We start from the raw sequence: 17,248 nt of genomic DNA, 5'->3' as shown, positions 1-17,248 counted from the left end.
GGATTGCGGGAGCTTCGGAAAAAAGCAAAAGCGCCCCCTCACCCAACCCTCTCCCCCGAGCAGGCTCGGGGGAGAGGGCTCAAAGCCCGAGCCGCGCCATATCAGCTACTCCCTCACCGCCCGCGCTTCACTCCCTCCCCCCTGAACAGCTGCACCGTTCGGGGGAGAGAGTCGGGGTGAGGGGGCAAGCTCTTTCGCTCCTGGCTCGCAGACAGGCTCGCGACTGAAACCGCTCGCAGCACCGCATGCCCGCGCTCTGCTCCCTCTCCCCTGAACAGCTCCACCGTTCGGGGGAGAGGGTCGGGGTGAGGGGGAGGCTCTCGCTCCTGGCTTGCAGACAGACGCGGGACGGAAACCGCTCGCAGCACCACATGCCCGCGCTCTGCTCCCTCTCCCCTGAACAGCTCCACCGTTCGGGGGAGAGGGTCGGGGTGAGGGGGAGGTTTTCGCTCTTGAGCTGTAGAAAGGCTTGCGACGGAAACCGCTCGCAGCACCGCATGCCCGAGCCTTGCTCCCTCATCCACCCGACCGATGGACTCCGCAAGCACCTCCACCAGCATCCACTACAGCTTCACCTGCCGCAGCCGCAGCGCGTTGCTCACCACCGACACCGAGCTGAAGCTCATCGCCAGCGCGGCGATCATCGGCGACAGCATCCAGCCCAGCCACGGATACAGCGCGCCGGCCGCCAGCGGTACGCCGACCGCGTTGTAGATGAAGGCGAAGAACAGGTTCTGGTGGATGTTGCGCACGGTGGCGCGCGACAGCGCCCGCGCCCGCGCGATGGCGCCCAGATCGCCCTTCACCAGCGTCACGTGCGCGGTTTCCATCGCCACGTCGGTGCCGCTGCCCATGGCAATACCCACGTCCGCCGCGGCCAGCGCGGGGGCATCGTTGATGCCGTCGCCGGCCATCGCCACGCGATGCCTGCCCTGCTTCAGCTGCTTGATCACCTCGGCCTTGTCGGCCGGCGAGACGTCCGCGCGCACCTCGTCGATGCCCAGCTCGCGGGCCACCGCCTGCGCGGTGGTGGCGTTGTCGCCGGTGAGCATGACGATGCGCAGGCCGTCGGCATGCAGCGCCTCGATCACCTCGCGGGTGCCGTCCTTGATCCGGTCGGCCACGGCGATGAGGCCGGCCAGGGCGCCGTCGATGGCGAGATACATCGCCGTGGCGCCATCGGCGCGCAGTGCGTCCGCCTGCCGCATGGCGCTTTCCGCGGCCGTGATCTTGAGCTCTTCGAGCAAGCGCAGGTTGCCCAGCGCGACGAGCGTGCCGTCCACCCTGCCCTGCACGCCGCGGCCGGTGAGGGTGCGGAAGTCCGCCACCTGCGGCAGCGCCGCGCCCTGGGCGGCGCGCACGATGGCCCGCGCCAGCGGATGTTCGCTCGGGCCTTCCAACGCCGCGGCCAGCGCCAGCAGGCGTTCGCGCGGCACGTCGCCCAGCACCACGATCTCCTTCAGCGCCGGCTTGCCCTCGGTGAGCGTGCCGGTCTTGTCGACCACCAGCGTGTCGATGTCGCGCATCGCCTCGATCGCGCTGGCGTCCTTGAACAGCACGCCGTGCTGCGCGCCGCGGCCGCTGGCCACCATGATCGAGATCGGCGTGGCCAGCCCCAGCGCACACGGGCAGGCGATGATCAGCACCGACACCGCGGCGATCAGCGCGTGCGCCAGCTTCGGGTCCGGCCCCAGCCACGTCCACAGCGCGAACGCCAGCGCGGCGGAAGCGACCACTGCGGGCACGAACCATGCCGCCACCTTGTCCGCCACACGCTGCAGCGGCGCGCGGCTGCGCTGGGCCGCGGCCACCATCGCCACGATCTGCGCCAGCAGGGTGTCGCTGCCCACGCGCTGCGCCCGCATGGTGAGGGCGCCGTCCTGATTCACCGTGCCGCCGGTCAGCGGCTCGCCCTCGCGCTTGGCCACCGGCATCGGCTCGCCGGTGAGCATCGACTCGTCGACGTGGCTCTCCCCCGACACCACCGCACCGTCCACCGGCACCTTCTCGCCGGGGCGCACGCGCAGCGTGTCGCCGATCTGCACCTCCTCCAGCGGCACATCGTGCTCGCTGCCGTCCGCGGCCAGCCGATGCGCGGTCTTCGGTGCCAGCCCGAGCAATGCCTTCAGCGCCGCACCGGTGCGGCGGCGCGCGCGCAGTTCGAGGAAATCGCCCAGCGTGACCAGGGTGACGATCACCGCGGCCGACTCGAAATACACCGCCACCTGCCCGTGCATGTCGCGGAAGCTCGGCGGGAACACGCCCGGCGCAATGAACGCCACCGCGCTGTAAACCCACGCCACGCCGGTGCCCAGCGCGATCAGCGTGTACATGTTCGGCGACCACGGTTTCAGCGAACGCCAGCCGCGCGCGAAGAACGGCGCGCCGCCCCACAGCACCACCACGCTCGACAGAACCGCCTCGATCCATCCCGCCACGCGATCCCACGGCGACGGCAGGTGCCAGCCGAACAGATGCGGCCCCATCGCCACCAGCAGCACCGGCGCGGTGAGCGCCACCAGCAGCCAGAGCCGGCGGGTCATGGACGCCAGCTCGCCACCGTCGTCCTCGTCCGCCGTCGGCATCATCGGCTCCAGCGCCATGCCGCACTTGGGGCAATCGCCGGGGCCGACCTGCTGCACCTCCGGGTGCATCGGGCAGGTGTAGTTCGCGCCGGCAGGCGCCGCCGGCGTGGCCTTGCGCTCGCCCAGCCAGGCCGCCGGATCGGCGACGAATTTCTCGCGGCAGCGCGCGGCGCAGAAGTAGTAGGTGTGCCCGCCGTGCTCGGCGCGGTGCTTCGCCGTGTGCGGGTCCACGCGCATGCCGCACACCGGGTCTTTCACCGTGTGGGCGACGGCGTGATCGTGATCGGCATGCGCCGTGTCGGCCGCCTTCGCCTTGCCGCCACAGCAGCTGTCGCCGGAAGCCGGCTTAGCCGCAAGGTACTTCGCCGGCTCCGCCTCGAACTTCGTCCGACAGCGGTCGCTGCAGAAATGGAAGGTTTCACCGAGGTGCATGACGCTGGGCTTCCCGACGGCGGGGTTCACCTCCATGCCGCACACCGGATCCTTCACCGCGGCGGCAGCTGGCGCGTGGTCGTGCGCATCGCGCTGAGGCGCCGCAGCGGCGGGCACCGCCTTGGCGCCGCAGCAACCCTGTTCGGAGGTAGACGGGGCGAGGTACTTGGCCGGGTCCGCTTCGAACTTCGCCTTGCAGCCGTTGCAGCAGAAATGGAACGTGGTGCCGGCATGTACGGTGCTCGGCTTGCCGGCGGTGGTGTCCACCGACATGCCGCATACCGGGTCGGTCGCCTTGGGCGGCGCGTCGTTGCCGCCACCACAGCAAGATGCCTGGGTATTCATCAGACGTTCTCCTCGTCGTTGAGCGCGCGCAGGATCGGGCACTGCTCAGGCGCGCCGTGGCCGGGACACGAAGCCACCAGTTCCACCAGTCCATCGCGCACCCGCTGCAGCTCGGCGATGCGCGTCTCGATCGCCGCCAGCCGCTCCTCGGCGCGTTGCTTCACGGCCTTCACCCCGCGCTGGCGATCGGCGGAGAGGGCGAGCAGGTCGCGAATTTCTTCCAGCGTGAAACCCAGCGCCTTGGCCCGACGGATGAAGCGCAGCTGCGCCACCGTGCCCTCGCCGTAGCTGCGATAGCCCGACGCGCGGCGCAGCGGCTCGGGCAGCAGGCCCTCGCGCTCGTAGTAGCGGATGGTGTCGATGGGAACGCCGGCGCGCTTGGCGACGGTACCGATGGTGAGGGAGCTTCGCGTGTTCATGACGCCACTCTAGACCCTGGAGTGGACTCCAGAGTCAAGCGTCTGTGCACGGCGCGTTCATGGCGGCCGCATCGCCCTCTCTCCCGCGCGGGCATTCAGCGCGCCAGCGCGAGCGGGCGCTCCGGACCCGTCATGGCACCACGGTCGGCATTGGGCGCGGGCGTCATGCCCGCGGTGCATGCGATCCGCCGGCGCGCCTCTCCGCCGGCGCGCCTCAATGACCGGCACGCTGGGCGCGCGTTCGAGCCGCCTTCTTCGCGGCGGCCGAACGGCCCGCAGCACCCTTGGTCCGCGCCGCCTTCCTGGCCGCGGCGCTGCGGTCGGCCGCGGTGCGTTGGGAGGCCGCCTCGTGGCCCTGGCGCGACAGCGCGCGCTTGGACGCCGCGGCGCTGCCTTCCTTCTTCAGCGCCTTGGTGGCGGCGCGGCTGCGGGTGGCCTTCGTCTCCGACGACTGGCGTGCCGCGGACTGCTTCGCCGTTGCCTTCTTGGCCGTGGACCTTTTGGCGGTGGATTTTTTCGCGGCCTTGCCCTTGGCCGGAACATCCACGCCCGCCCTGCGGGCCTCGGACAGGCCGATCGCGATCGCCTGCTTGGTCGACCGCGCTCCGTGCTTGCCCTCGCGCACGTGCTCGATCTCCTCGCGAACAAACTCCCCCGCCTGAGTGCTGGGCGACTTGCCCTCACGCTTGTCCCGACGGGCCCGCTGGATGGCGCTCTTGCTCGGCATGGCTTGATCCTCCGCGTGGGTGGAGCATCGGAGCGTGCAGCGGGTGGTGTGAATCGCCGGGCAAGGTTGTGAGAAGAACCGATGTCTCTTAGGCAGCCTTCATCCGCTGGGTCCCAGGCCGTAACCGCCCTTCAAATCAGCAAGCCGTCCGAGCCGAGCCATTGAAAGTCAAACCTGACCCCTGATCCTCGAGTGATCCTCGAGTAGCTGCATGCGCCGAGTCTCTTGTTTGCTTAGCTCCGTGTATACAAACATGCGTAGATCTTCCCTGCAGGTCTAACGTTTGAGCTAAGCGGCGGCCCGTTTTCGGGACGCCCGCTTGAGCGAATGGTTAGCCACCGCCCGCACCGGCGTTCGCAGGATTTCCTCCTCAACGCACTTGATGCCGATTGGAGAAATGATCACGGTATCGCTTTCTCTGTCGTACTCGACGAAATTGCCGGTATCAAGTTGGCCGAGAACACTCTTTCGATAGACGGCGAAATTGCTGTACTTTGACCACGAGTACAGATCCTCGGCGAGCACGGCGCTTTCTACCGACGCGTACAGCAACAATAGAGTCTTCTGCTTGAAGTCCAGGTCATTCCGAAGGACTCGTTTCTTGCCACCAACCTCCCAGATATCCGGAATGTCGCGCGAAGACAGAGACGACACCAGTGCGTCGGCTTCTTCGAGCGACATCGTATGGAAGATTCTGATGAGCTCGCAGACGATCCAGTCGGCAACTCTTGTTATGGTGGCACCATCGATCGCATTTGCATCGACATCACCACCTGCATGACCGATACCGCGCTTGTTCCTCAACGTGTACAGATAGTTGAGCGCACGCGGGATGACAATTCGGAGTGATTCGTTACCCATGGCCTTTGGCACTTGGGAAAAGCTCTCGCACTCCCCTGCGAAGTTCGATATCTGTTGACCGAAGGGCGTAACTGTCTTCTTCAGTTCATGCTGCAACAGGCGAACAACGGTTTCGCAAAGTTTCCCTGCGCTAACCCCCGCGGCGTCGTGTTTGGCTTCTGCTTGGCGTGCTTTCAATTCGAGATAGGACTTGATGATCCTGTTTCGATAGTCGGTCGGCACATTAGCCAAGGCGTCCTGAAGGGGCGACTTAGGCTTGGGTGTATTCATACTGCCCGTCCTTGTTCTTTTCGCGCTTCAGCTTGCCGTCTCGGAGTAGTCGAAGGAGTGCCGGCGAGCATTCGTTGGCTTTGTAGTGGTGACCCTTCGAGGTTCTGCAGTGGGCAACGATGGCACCAATAGTTCTTGGGGCCTTGAAGAATCTATCGCCAAGGAGTTGGCTGATCATTGCGAACGCGCCGGGCGAAGCTGAGCTTCTCGCGGTCGCTCGTGACGCCTTCTGAGGCACGGGCTTCTCGGCACCGCCGGCTGGCGCCTCGGTCTTGGTAGATGTCTTTCGGCGTTTGGAGCGCCTTGGTGGCTTGGGCTCAATATTGCCGGTTGGAGCCGCCGGTACTCGAAGATGGCTAAGAAGTACCTCCACCACGCGAAGTTGGACGGCCTCACTCTTGAAGGCATTGACCACTTCGGCAATCGCCTTGAGCCGCTTCTGCATGTCGTCGAGTTCGTTCATGCGTACCTTCCGTGTGGATTGTGGTGGCTAACGCTTAAGTTGAGCGGCGGCGCAGCCGTACGCCTCGAACGAACTGTTAGCTTGATCTGGCAGCATGCTTGATGAAGCGACGCTCGTCTAGCGAATACCCAGTTGCTTGGTAGAACGCATGCGCTGCCGGACGGTGATCGCCGCTTGTAACTTCTATGCGCCGAGCACCCGCGGCCCACGCCCACTCCTCCGCTGCTGTAACAAGTGCTTTGCCTACACCTTTGCCGCGAGCTTCGTCGCAGACCGCAAGTGAGGTGATGCGGCCTAGTAGGCCAGGTGCATGAAAGAGAGGAAGCAGATGCACGCTAACGACGCCAATCAAGGATGCATGGCCGGAAATCGAAGCGACGAACACGGCGTCCGTCGGGCTCTTGGTAAATGAGGTGAGTCGCTCGGTAACGAGGCTGGCCAAGGTGCCATAACCGAGAGCGGAAAGACACGCGGCGATTTCAGCAGCGTCGGCGACCGCAGCTTGACGGACATTAGGATTGCACATGGTGACGTCAGTCATGCTCGAAAACTAACGCTGTAATTCAGCGGTGGCGTAGCCGTCCGCCTTGAATGAAATGTTAGACGCCACCAGTACCATTTTCGCCGCCGTCGTTGCCAGATTTAGCTGCGCGCTTTTTGCCTAATGCAATACCAAACACGATGCCGATTGCAATGCCTGGCCCGATACCTAGAGCGAGGTTGCCAAAGATTATTCCAAGACCACACCCGATGGCGACGCCGATGCCGATACCAAAGCTTAGGTAGCGCTGCTGCTCAGTCTGTTGTTTTGACATACCTCGAATCCTGTGGCGTCTAACGCTTAGTAGACCCCACATCGGGGCATATGTGCCGATAGTCCGCTGCAGCGGCGACACGGTCAAGCCTACGTTTTTTGTTGCGGCATCAGGCACCTGCAACAGCGATGGCAGTGAGCCCGTCGATTCGCTGTCGTTGCATATCGCACTTTTCGCCGCGATATCCGATATCGCCACGGATTCGAGCGAATAAACCGTTTGCTCGCCCGGTGCGCTCGAAACAGACCCTCACCCCACCACATCCTCCACCCCCACAAACCCACCCGTCTGCCGCGCCCACAGCCGCGCATACAACCCCTCGCGCGCGATCAGCTCGGCATGCGTGCCGGTTTCGACGATGCGGCCCTTGTCGAGCACCACCAGGCGATCCATCCGGGCGATGGTGGAGAGGCGGTGGGCGATGGCGATCACCGTCTTGCCTTCCATGAGGATGTCGAGGCTGTCCTGGATGGCGGCTTCGGCTTCGGAGTCGAGCGCGCTGGTGGCTTCGTCCAGCACGAGGATGGGGGCGTCCTTGAGCAGCACGCGGGCGATGGCGATGCGCTGGCGCTGGCCGCCGGAGAGCTTCACGCCGCGCTCGCCGACGTGGGCGTCGAAGCCGGTGCGGCCTTCACCATCGATCAGGTTCGGGATGAACTCGTCGGCGCGCGCCTTGCGCACGGCCTCGGCGATCTGCGCGTCGGTGGCGTCGGGGCGGCCGTAGAGCAGGTTGTCGCGGATCGAGCGATGCAGCAGCGAGGTGTCCTGGGTGACCACGCCGATCTGCGAGCGCAGGCTCTCCTGCGTGACGTGGGAAATATCCTGCCCGTCGATGAGGATGCGGCCCTGCTCCAGGTCGTACAGGCGCAGCAGCACGTTGACCAGGGTGGACTTGCCCGCACCGGACGGCCCGACCAGGCCAATCTTCTCGCCCGGGCGCACCGCCAGCGCCAGCCCGGCGATCACGCCGCCCTGCTTGCCGTAGTGGAAGTGGATGTCGTCGAAGCGCACGCCGCCCTCGCGCACCACCAGCGGTACGGCGTCGGGGCGATCCTGCACGGCGCGCGGCTGGGCGATGGTGGTGAGGCCGTCCTGCACGGTGCCGATGTCTTCGAAGATGCCGTTGACCACCCACATGATCCAGCCGGACATGTTGTTGATGCGGATCACCAGCCCGGTGGACAGCGCGATGGCGCCCACGGTCACCCTGCCCTGGCTCCACAGCCATACCGCGAGGCCGGAGGTGCCCACGATCAGCAGGCCGTTGAGCGAGGTGATGGTGGCGTCCATCGCGGTGGTCAGGCGCGTCATGCGGCGCAGCTTCTCGGTCTGCTCGCGCATGGCCTCGGCCACGTAGGCCTCCTCGCGATGCGTGTGCGCGAACAGCTTGAGCGTGAGCACGTTGCTGTAGCCGTCGACGATGCGCCCCATCAGCTTGGAGCGCGCCTCGGACGACTGCCACGAGCGCTGCCGCGTGCGCGGCACGAACCACGACAGCGTGCCGACGTATGCCAGCAGCCACACCGCCAGCGGCACGGCCAGCCACACGTCGGCATGGGCAAACATCGCCAGCGCGCTGCCGGTGTAGATCAGCACGTACCAGATCGCATCGACGATCTGCACCGCCGACTGCCGCAGGCTCGCGCCAGTCTGCATGATGCGGTTGGCGATGCGCCCGGCGTAGTCGTTCTGGAAGAAGCCCAGGCTCTGGCGCATCACGTAGCGGTGGTTCTGCCAGCGGATGCGGTTGGTGAGGCTGGGCACGATGGCCTGGTTCACCAGCAGATCGTGCGTGGCGTTGAGAAGAGGCCGCGCGAGCAGCGCCACCGCCGCCATCCACATCAGGGTGCGGCCGTGCAGGGTGAAGAAGGTCGAGGCGTCAGCCTGCTTGGCCATGTCCACGATGGAGCCGACGAAGCCGAACAGCGACACCTCCACCAACGCCACGCCCAACCCCACCAGCAGCGCGGCGAGAAACACCGGCCACACCTGGCGCAGGTAGAACAGATAGAAGCGCCCCACCTGCGGTGGCGGCATGGCGTCCGACGGTTCCTTGAACGCGTCGATGAGGTTTTCGAACCAGCGGAAAAGCATGGGGGTGGGTGTCCGACGGGCGCCAGCGGGCGCTTAGAAGATCAGCATGTGGCCGGCAGGGCGACGGCACAACCTGCGCGGTGTCGCATCCGGCGGCGGCGCTGGTCGACGGGATTGCGCGGCGCGTCGACAGGCCGGTCGCGCGCAGGGCGCGCTCCTACAAGGGGCGGCGATCGCGGCGAGAAGCCAGCCGGTCGGCCAGCCGCGTGGGCTCGGGCAGCTTGTAGCCGCGGCCACAGGCGAGCACGCGCTCCACCGCCGTGGCGTGGCTCACGCGGTGGCCGGGGGAGACGATCAGCGGCAGGATGCCGTCCTTGCTGCGCAGCGCGGTGCCGATCATCCGGCCGCGGTGCATCAGCGGCGCGCGCTCGCCGCGCGAGGGTCCGATGGCGTCGTGGGTGCCGACGAGGATCTTCTTCGCCACGCCGATGGTGGGCAGGCCGGTGATCACGCCCAGGTGGGCGGCGATGCCGAGCCCGCGCGGATGCGCCACGCCGTGGCCGTCGACGAGGATCAGGTCCGGCACGTGCGGCAGCTGTGCCAGCGCCGCCAGCACGGCGGGCAGCTCGCGGAACGACAGCAGGCCCGGGATGTACGGCATGCGCGTGGGCAACCGGGCCACCACCTCGGCCAGCGGCTGCATGGTGGCCGCATCGAGCAGTACGGCGGCGGCTCGGGTGATGGCGCCGCCTTCCTCGAAGCCCACGTCGACGCCGGCGACGCGGTGCGGCTCCGGGCCATCGTCGTCGTGCAGCCGCACGCGGGCGGCCAGCTCGCTCTGCAGGCGGCGGGCGCGGGGCACGTCGCCGTCCCAGGCGAGCAGTTCGGGCGATACGTCGAAGGGCGAGGTCATCGATGCAGCCTGAACGCGCGCCACTGAACACCTCGTCAAGCCCCCCGCTGCGATTGACCGCCCACGGAGCGGCTCCGATCATGCCCGGATGCCTCGCCTCGCCCGCCTCCTGCTGCTCCTCCTGCTCGCCTTCGGCAGCACGGCCGCCCTCGCCCGCCAGGACGCCGCGCCCGATGCGCCGCCGCCCACGCCGGCCGCGCAACTGGACCTGCTGCGCAGCCAGCTGGATGACATCAAGAAGGCGCTCGCCGCCCAGCCGACCGCGGCGCAACTGGGTGATCTGCGCACGCAGGCGCTGGCCGTGCAGGACCAGGCCGGCGAGGTGGCGGGCAGCCTCGCGCCACAGGTGCAGAGCGTGCAGGCGCAGCTGGCCGTACTCGGGCCGGCGCCGGCCAAGGGCGCGCCCGCCGAAGCGACCGAAGTGAGCGCGCAGCGGCGCAAGCTGGACAAGACGCAGGCCGACGTCGACGCCCAGGTGAAGCAGGCGCAGCTGATGGGCCAGGAGGCGGCACAGCTCGCCGCGCAGCTGTCCGACCAGCGCCGCAACGAATTCCAGGCGCGCTTGGCCGAACGCACGGCCACGCCGTTCAGTACCGCGTTCTGGTCCGACCCGATGCGCAGCCTGCCCTCCGACCTGCGTCGCCTGCGCGCGCTTGGTGGCGACCTGAGCACGGCGATCCACGACGCCTGGCAACCGCCCAACCGCACGCCCTTCGTGACCTGCCTGATTGCCGCCGCGCTGCTGCTGGGCGTGGGCCGCTGGCTGCTGGAGCGGCAGCTGCTGCGCCTCACCCAGAACCGCATGGCCGCCGGCCGTCTGCGTCGCAGCGCACTGGCGCTGGCGATCGCCGTGCTCACCGCGCTCAACACCGGCCTGGCCGCCCAGCTGGTGTACTGGTCGGTGAACTGGAACGGCCTGCTCGACGACGATCTCGCCACGCTCGCCCACCAGATGGTGCAGCTGGTGCTGCTCAGTGCCTACGTCGCCGGGCTCGGGCGCGCCCTGCTCTCGGCGGTGCGCCCGAGCTGGCGCCTGCCCGAGCTTGCCGATGCCGAGGCGCAGGCACTGCGTCCCTTCCCATGGCTGCTGGCGATGGCGATCGCCCTGCTCGGTACGGTGGAGTTGGTGAACCACGCGATCAGCGCCAGCCTGCCGGCCAGCGTGGCCACGCGCGGATTGATTGCGCTGGTGACCGCCGCATTGATCGGTACAGCGCTGCTGCGCCAGGCGCGCGCGCGGCGTGCGCTGGCGGCCGCGGGCGATCCGCCGCCGAGCCGCTCACTGTGGATCGGCGTGTGCCTGGGCGCGCTGGCGCTGGCCTCGATGACCTGCGTGCTGGCGGTGGCGACGGGCTACATCGCGCTGGCGTTTTTCGTGGCGATCAACGCGGTATGGATCAGCGTGGTGATCGCCTCGCTGTACCTGTTCATGCATGCGCTCAACGACACCTGGGCGCTGCTGCTGTCGCCCAAGGGACGCACCGGACAGCGGCTGCAGGCAGCCTTCGAGCTGGAGCCCGGGCCGCTGGAGCAGGCACGCGCCGTGCTCTCCGGCATCACCCGCGCACTGGCGGTGCTGCTGGGCATCGGTGCGGTGATCTCGCGCCTGGGCGCCAGCCCGGAAGACCTCACCTCCAGCGTCGGCAGCCTGCTGGGCGGGCTCACCTTCGGCGAGATGACGCTGGCGCCGCGCGACGTGCTCAAGGCCATGCTGGTGCTGGTGGTGGGCCTGCTGGTGGTGCGCACCATCAAGCGCTGGCTCGACGAGGAACTGCTGCCCAACACGCGGCTCGATGCCGGCATGCGCATGTCGATGCTGACCCTGCTCGGCTACGTGGGCGGCGTGCTGGTGTTCGTGATGGCGCTGGCCACGCTGAAGGTGAGCCTGCAGAACATCGCGTGGATCGCCAGCGCGCTGTCGGTGGGCATCGGCTTCGGCCTGCAGGCGATCGTGTCGAACTTCATCTCCGGCCTGATCCTGCTCGCCGAACGGCCGGTGAAGGTGGGCGACTGGGTGAGCCTCAACGGGGTGGAGGGCGACATCCGCCGGATCAACGTGCGCGCCACCGAGATCCAGCTGTGGGACCGCTCCACGGTGATCGTGCCGAACTCGCAGCTGATCACCCAGAACGTGCGCAACGTGACGCTGGCCGACGCGATCGGCCGGGTGAAGTTCAGCGTGCCAATGCCGCTCGACACCGACGCGGCGCGTGCGCGCGACCTCATTCTGGAGGCACTGCGAGCGCATCCGGTCACGCTGGACACGCCGGCGCCGTTCGTGCAGCTGGACAGCATCGACGCGGGCAACATGGTGTTCAGCGCCTACGCCTACACGCGCAGCCCGCGCGACGCCTCCACCGTGAAGAGCGACCTGCTGTTCGCGGTGCTGGCCAAGCTGCGCGAGCAGAACCTGCCGCTGATCCGTGCGCAGGACATGGTGGTGCGCACCGTGCGCCCACCGCGCGATACTGGGGTTGTCCCTCCCGATTCCTGAGCCGTCCATGGGATTCATGCAGCGTCGCCCGGCCGCACCGCTGGATGCCCTGATCGAGAAGATCTGGGACTGGGACATGCCCGCCGCCGCGCACCATTTCGAGCGCGTGCTGCCGCAACCCGGCGCGCAACTGATCATCAACCTGTGCGAGGACGAGACCCGCGTCTACACCGACGAGCCGCAGCGCCATTGCCTGCGCTCGTCCGGCAGCGTGCTCGGCGGTCCTCGCCTGACCAGCCAGATCATCGACACCGCCGAGCAGGTGCGCGTGATGGGCGTGATGTTCCGGCCCGGTGGCGCCCATGCGCTGACCGCCGAGAACCAGCAGGCGCTGCTGGCGCGGGACATCAACCTGGAGGACCTGTTCGGCGCCGCTGCGCGCCAGCTGCGACAGCGGCTGCTGGACACGGCCGCCCCCGGCATGCGCCTGCAGATCCTCGAGCAATGGCTGCTGGCCCAGCGGCGCGGGCCAGCCACCGATCCCGCGGTGGCGCATGTCGCAGCAGCCCTGGATCGCGCTCCCCAATGGGCCTGCATCGCGAAAGTTGTGCAGCAGACCGGGCTGTCCGACGACAGCCTGCGGATGCGCTTTCATCGCCAGATCGGCATGGGTCCGAAGCGCTATGCGCGCCTGCAACGTTTTCGCGCGGTGCTGGTGCAGGTACATCTGGCGGGCAGCGTGGACTGGTGCCGGGTGGCTGCCGACGGCGGCTTCACCGACCAGGCCCACCTGGTGCGCGAGTTCCGCGCTTTTTCCGGCCTCACGCCCGGTGCGTTCATGGCCCGGCGCGGCCCGCATCTCAATCACCTGGTGATCGACTAGGGCTTCGGAAAATCGCCAAGACCGGGCAACGGTGCACGGTTAGCCTTGTTCCACCCATTCTCGAGGAGCAAGCGATGTCAGCGACCCACGGCAGCACGATCATTCCCTGTCTGCGCTACCGCGAAGCGCATGCGGCCATCGACTGGCTCTGCCGCGCGTTCGGCTTTGCGGCCCAGGCGGTGCACGAGGACGACCAGGGCGGCGTCGCCCACGCCCAGCTCACCTACGGCAGCGGCATGGTGATGCTGGGCTCGGTGCGCGAGGACGGCTTCGGCCAGCACATGTTGACACCCGCCGAGACCGGCGGACGCGAGACCCAGGTGGCTTGCGTGATCGTGAGGGATTGCCACGCGCACTACACCCAGGCGAAGAGCGCCGGAGCGCAGATCGTGGACGACTACGCCGAGAAGGACTACGGCGGCGCCGGCTACAGCTGCCGCGACCCGGAAGGCCACCTGTGGTGGTTCGGCAGCTACGACCCGTGGGCGGAATGAGCGGCGGGTACCAGTGAGTGCGCGCCCGGCCTCACTGTAGGAGCGGCTTCAGCCGCGATGCCTTTTGCCTTGATGCGGAATGCGAGCAAGAGCATCGCGACGACTGAAGTCGCTCCTACCGAGGGCTGCCGTGTTTGTGCGGGGACCGGTCAGGGCGCGGCTTTCTTTGGTTGCTGCGCCCCGGGGCGCGCCACCGCGTACATCTCCCACGCGATCTGCTTCATCAGGCCCTGGCGGTCCTCGCCGATGACGTAGAGGTCGAAGTGGGTGCGGTCGGGGATGAAGTGGAACGAGGACTTCGCGCCCAGCCCGTCGAGCACAGCCTTGAGCCGATGCGCGGCGCCGTCGAGGTAGAACGTGTCGGCGGTGCCCACGTAGAGGTGGATCTTTCCGTCCAGGTCGGTCTTGAGCGCCGGCCAGTTGGTCTTGAGGCGATGGGCGATGTCGTAGTGGTCGCGCCAGTAGGCGACCACCGCCGGATCGACGTCGCCGGTGTCGCGGTCGAACATCGGCATCGGCCGGCCGTCCTTGCCGCGCGGCGAGAACACCCAGTCGAACGAGGCCATCTGGCCGCCATAGGGGCCGATCACGCGCTCCATCTTCGCGAACTGCTCGAAGCTGGCGAACACCTTGCCCTTGTCGCGCACCAGCGGATAGGCCGTGCCGTCTGCACGACGGTAGACGTTGGCGTGCGGCGCATACAGGTCCGGCCCGGTGAAATCGTGGAAATCGCTCGGGTCGGGCGAGGTGGACCAGGTGCCGCCGAACACTTTCGGGTAGCGCGTCTGCAGCCACAGCGTGGCCCAGCCGCCGGAGGAATGGCCGTTGAGGAAGCGGCCGCTGGCCTTGCCATCCATGCGGTACTGCTTTTCCAGCGACGGGATCAGCTCGGTGGTGAGTGCCTCGCCCCACGGGCCGTTGTTCACCGAGTCGGCGAACTCGTGCGTGCCGGTGGCCGAGGATTCGTCCAGCAGCACCCAGATCATCGGCGGCAGGGTCTTCTCGGCCATCTGGCCGTACACCGCCAGGCCGGTGGCCGCTTCGCTGCGGTCGCTGCCGCCGTAGCCGTGCGTGTGATAGACCACCGGATAGGTGGTCTTGCCCGAGGCGTCATAGCCCGGCGGCAGCAGCACCCAGCCCTTCATGTGGATCGGACGTCCCCAGAACGCGCTGAGCGCCGGGCTGACGAAGTCGATCGGCTGCAGGTGCGCCTTTGCCTCGGCCATGTGCTGCTCGGTGGTCGGACTGAGCGCGCCCTTGGGGAAATCCCACAGCCCCCGCTCGGGCAGCACATTGTCCAGCACCAGGCGAGGCATGACGCCGGGCAGGTGCGCCTCGACCACCGGGCTGACCACGTCGCCGGCGTCGCGGCCGTGATAGTTGTAGTCGTGGTTGGTGTCGAGCACGGCCTGCAGCAGGTAGTCGCCGGGCGGCAGCTGCGAGAACGCCTTGGGAAAAGCCATCGCATCGGCATCCATCGTGATGCCCTGGCCCGGTGCCAGATGCGTCACCTCGCGCGCGGCGATCGCGGTCTGGGCGGGCTTGAACGGATTGGTGTCGACCTCTTCCACCTTGCCGTCCTTCGCGGCGGCGCGGGCGGTCTTCGCATCCACCGCGAACAACAGCAGGCGGCCGGAGGCCGGCTGGCTGGACCCACTGGCGAGCTCGACGCGAAACAGCGCCGGCGCCGACGTGACGGCGTCGCGCGCCGGCGATGAACTGGCAACCGCCAGGCCGCACAGCCCGGCGATGACGAATGATGCATAACGGCGCATACGCTTCTCCCCTTTCAATGGACCGGCGCCACCGAAGCCGGCGGCGCCGGGTGGCTCACTCGTCGGACGCCTTGTCCTTGCCCAGCGGCTTCAGCCGCAGGTCCTGGAAATCGAAGCTGAAATCGGTCAGCGGCGAGATCGGCTGCATGCGCAGTTCGGTGATCTTGCCGTCGGCGTCCAGCGTGTAGGTGGCGAAGGCGTCGGCGTTGAGCGTGCGGTCGTCCCACTTCACCACGAACGTGCTGTGCTGCCACGGCGTCATGGTGCCAATGAGCTGCCTGGTGTGGGCGAAGCGCATGCGCAATTTGCCGCCCTCGTTCGTCACGATTACCTCGCCGTACCACGGGTCTTTGAAGGTGCCCGCGTAGCTGGCCTGCGGCAGATCGAGTTTCGGGTTCTTTTCGCGCGCCTTCTGGTGCTTGGCCCAGCTGTCGTCGGCGTTCGCCTCGCCCTTCTTCACCAGCTTGTCGTACACCGCCACCCAGTCGGTCTTCTCGCCCGGGTGCAGGTAGGCATCGAGCACGCGATAGGTGACGGCGTTGAAGGCCGCGCCGGACTCGGCGTTGGTGAGCACCACCACGCCCAGGTGCTCTTCCGGCACCAGCGTCACGCGCGAGACGAAGCCCGGCCAGCCGCCGGTGTGCCACGCGAGGCGACGGCCGCGGTAGTCGGACAGGAACCAGCTCTCACCGTAGCCGTAGAAGTTCGGCATGATCGGCGCCAGCTCGGGGATCGGCGGCTTGCCCACCTTGATCGGCGTCAGCATGGTCCACATCTGGCGCTGGCTGTCTTCGGAGAAGATCCGCTTCGGCTTGCCGTCCGCGCCCTTCTGCGGCAACGCGCCGCCGGCCAGCTGCACGTTCATCCACTTGGCCAGGTCGTGCACGCTGGCGTAGATGCCGCCGGCGCCCGGATCGTTGCTCCACGCCATCGGCGGCACCGGCTTGAGGTTCTTGAAGTTCTCCTTGGCGTAGCCGGTGGCCACGTCCATGCCGGGCTTGATGTCGTTCTTGTCGATCAGCGACTCGTCCATGCCCACCGGCTGGAACAGGTGCGTGCGGATGTAGTCGGCGTAGCTCTGGCCCGAAGCCTGCTCGATCACCAGCGTGGCGACGGCGAACAGGATGTTGTCGTAGGCGTAGCCGCTGCGGAAGCCGTTCTTGATCGGCACGTTCTTCAGGCGCTCGACCACTTCCTTGGTGGAGTACGAGGTCGGCGGCCAGTACAGCAGGTCGCCCGCACCGAGCGACAAGCCGCTGCGATGCGCGAGCAGGTCGCGGATGCGCATCTCGTGGGTGACGTACGGATCGGACATGCGGAACCACGGCAGGTGGTCGATCACCCGGTCGTCCATCTTCAGCTTGCCCGCCTCGGCCAGCTGCTGCAGCGCGGCGGCGGTGAACGCCTTGGTGTTGGAGGCGATCGCGAACAGCGTGTGCGCGTCCACCGGCTGCTTCGGATCAAGCGACTTGTCGCCGAAGCCTTGCTCCATCACCACCTTGCCGTCCTTGACGATGGCCACGGCGATGCCGGGCACGCCGAAGGCCTTGCGGGCGCTGTCCACGTAGGCGGCGAAGTCGGACAGGTCCGGCGGCAGCGCGGGGCGCACGCTGTCGTTGATGCCGATGGGCGGTGGCGTGCCTTTCGCCGGCTCGCTCTGCGCCGACGCTCCGCAGGCCACTACCAGCAGCGCGGCGGCGATGGCCGCGCGCAAGGACATACGACTGGACATGCTCAACCCCTTGGCGATCGAAAATGGATCGCAGCACTATCGCGGCAAAGCACCTGACCTGCCTAG

Annotated in this window: 14 protein-coding genes; 3 read left to right on the top strand and 11 right to left on the bottom strand. The window is 67.5% G+C overall.

Annotated elements, in window-relative coordinates; all coding sequences use genetic code 11:
* Positions 1-563: 563 nt before the first annotated feature.
* The 9 genes from ISP17_RS10875 to nfi form a co-directional block, all read right to left on the bottom strand.
* Positions 564-3,362, bottom strand: coding sequence for a heavy metal translocating P-type ATPase (locus ISP17_RS10875; RefSeq protein WP_404633012.1), 2,799 nt, complete (start codon positions 3,360-3,362; stop codon positions 564-566).
* Positions 3,362-3,781 (bottom strand): heavy metal-responsive transcriptional regulator, encoded by a 420-nt coding sequence (locus ISP17_RS10870; protein ID WP_404633010.1) that lies wholly within the window; start codon positions 3,779-3,781, stop codon positions 3,362-3,364. The genes ISP17_RS10875 and ISP17_RS10870 overlap by 1 nt, the downstream gene beginning before the upstream one ends.
* A gap of 214 nt (positions 3,782-3,995) precedes the next feature.
* On the bottom strand, positions 3,996-4,508 hold the full coding sequence (locus ISP17_RS10865; protein ID WP_404633008.1) for a DUF6496 domain-containing protein: 513 nt from the start codon (positions 4,506-4,508) through the stop codon (positions 3,996-3,998).
* Between the two features lie 288 nt (positions 4,509-4,796).
* Positions 4,797-5,639, bottom strand: a complete 843-nt coding sequence (locus ISP17_RS10860; RefSeq protein WP_404633006.1) for a hypothetical protein — start codon at positions 5,637-5,639, stop codon at positions 4,797-4,799.
* Entirely contained in the window at positions 5,620-6,102 is a 483-nt protein-coding gene (locus tag ISP17_RS10855; RefSeq protein ID WP_404633004.1) for a hypothetical protein, read from the bottom strand. Before ISP17_RS10855 ends, ISP17_RS10860 begins: the two co-directional genes overlap by 20 nt.
* Positions 6,103-6,178: 76 nt before the next feature.
* Positions 6,179-6,643 (bottom strand): GNAT family N-acetyltransferase, encoded by a 465-nt coding sequence (locus tag ISP17_RS10850; protein WP_404633002.1) that lies wholly within the window; start codon positions 6,641-6,643, stop codon positions 6,179-6,181.
* Positions 6,644-6,701: 58 nt separating this feature from the next.
* A complete protein-coding gene (locus ISP17_RS10845; RefSeq protein WP_404633000.1) occupies positions 6,702-6,917 on the bottom strand; it encodes a hypothetical protein in 216 nt (71 codons plus the stop codon).
* 249 nt (positions 6,918-7,166) lie between these two features.
* Positions 7,167-9,011 carry an ABC transporter ATP-binding protein gene (locus ISP17_RS10840; RefSeq protein ID WP_404632998.1) on the bottom strand — a complete coding sequence of 615 codons (1,845 nt, stop codon included), beginning with the start codon at positions 9,009-9,011 and terminating at the stop codon, positions 7,167-7,169.
* 157 nt (positions 9,012-9,168) lie between these two features.
* Positions 9,169-9,864, bottom strand: a complete 696-nt coding sequence (gene nfi, locus ISP17_RS10835) for a deoxyribonuclease V (RefSeq protein ID WP_404632996.1) — start codon at positions 9,862-9,864, stop codon at positions 9,169-9,171.
* A gap of 88 nt (positions 9,865-9,952) precedes the next feature.
* Between nfi and ISP17_RS10830 the strand changes: the two genes are divergently transcribed.
* The 3 genes from ISP17_RS10830 (at position 9,953) to ISP17_RS10820 (ending at position 13,675) form a co-directional block, all read left to right on the top strand.
* Positions 9,953-12,358, top strand: a complete 2,406-nt coding sequence (locus ISP17_RS10830) for a DUF3772 domain-containing protein (RefSeq protein WP_404632994.1) — start codon at positions 9,953-9,955, stop codon at positions 12,356-12,358.
* A 7-nt stretch (positions 12,359-12,365) separates the two neighbouring features.
* A complete protein-coding gene (locus ISP17_RS10825; RefSeq protein ID WP_404632992.1) occupies positions 12,366-13,181 on the top strand; it encodes a DUF6597 domain-containing transcriptional factor in 816 nt (271 codons plus the stop codon).
* A gap of 74 nt (positions 13,182-13,255) precedes the next feature.
* Complete coding sequence (locus ISP17_RS10820) at positions 13,256-13,675, top strand: VOC family protein (protein WP_404632990.1); 420 nt, start codon at positions 13,256-13,258, stop codon at positions 13,673-13,675.
* 149 nt (positions 13,676-13,824) lie between these two features.
* Here ISP17_RS10820 and ISP17_RS10815 read toward each other — a convergent pair whose 3' ends face one another.
* Together ISP17_RS10815 and ISP17_RS10810 are read right to left on the bottom strand one after the other, a co-directional pair.
* Complete coding sequence (locus ISP17_RS10815; protein ID WP_404632988.1) at positions 13,825-15,450, bottom strand: alpha/beta hydrolase; 1,626 nt, start codon at positions 15,448-15,450, stop codon at positions 13,825-13,827.
* Positions 15,451-15,505: 55 nt separating this feature from the next.
* Positions 15,506-17,182, bottom strand: coding sequence for a serine hydrolase (locus tag ISP17_RS10810; RefSeq protein WP_404632986.1), 1,677 nt, complete (start codon positions 17,180-17,182; stop codon positions 15,506-15,508).
* Positions 17,183-17,248 lie beyond the last annotated feature (66 nt).

Source organism: Dyella ginsengisoli, from assembly GCF_044904665.1.
Classification (GTDB): Bacteria; Pseudomonadota; Gammaproteobacteria; order Xanthomonadales; family Rhodanobacteraceae; genus Dyella_A; species Dyella_A ginsengisoli.
This window is presented reverse-complemented; position numbering and strand designations above follow the sequence as displayed.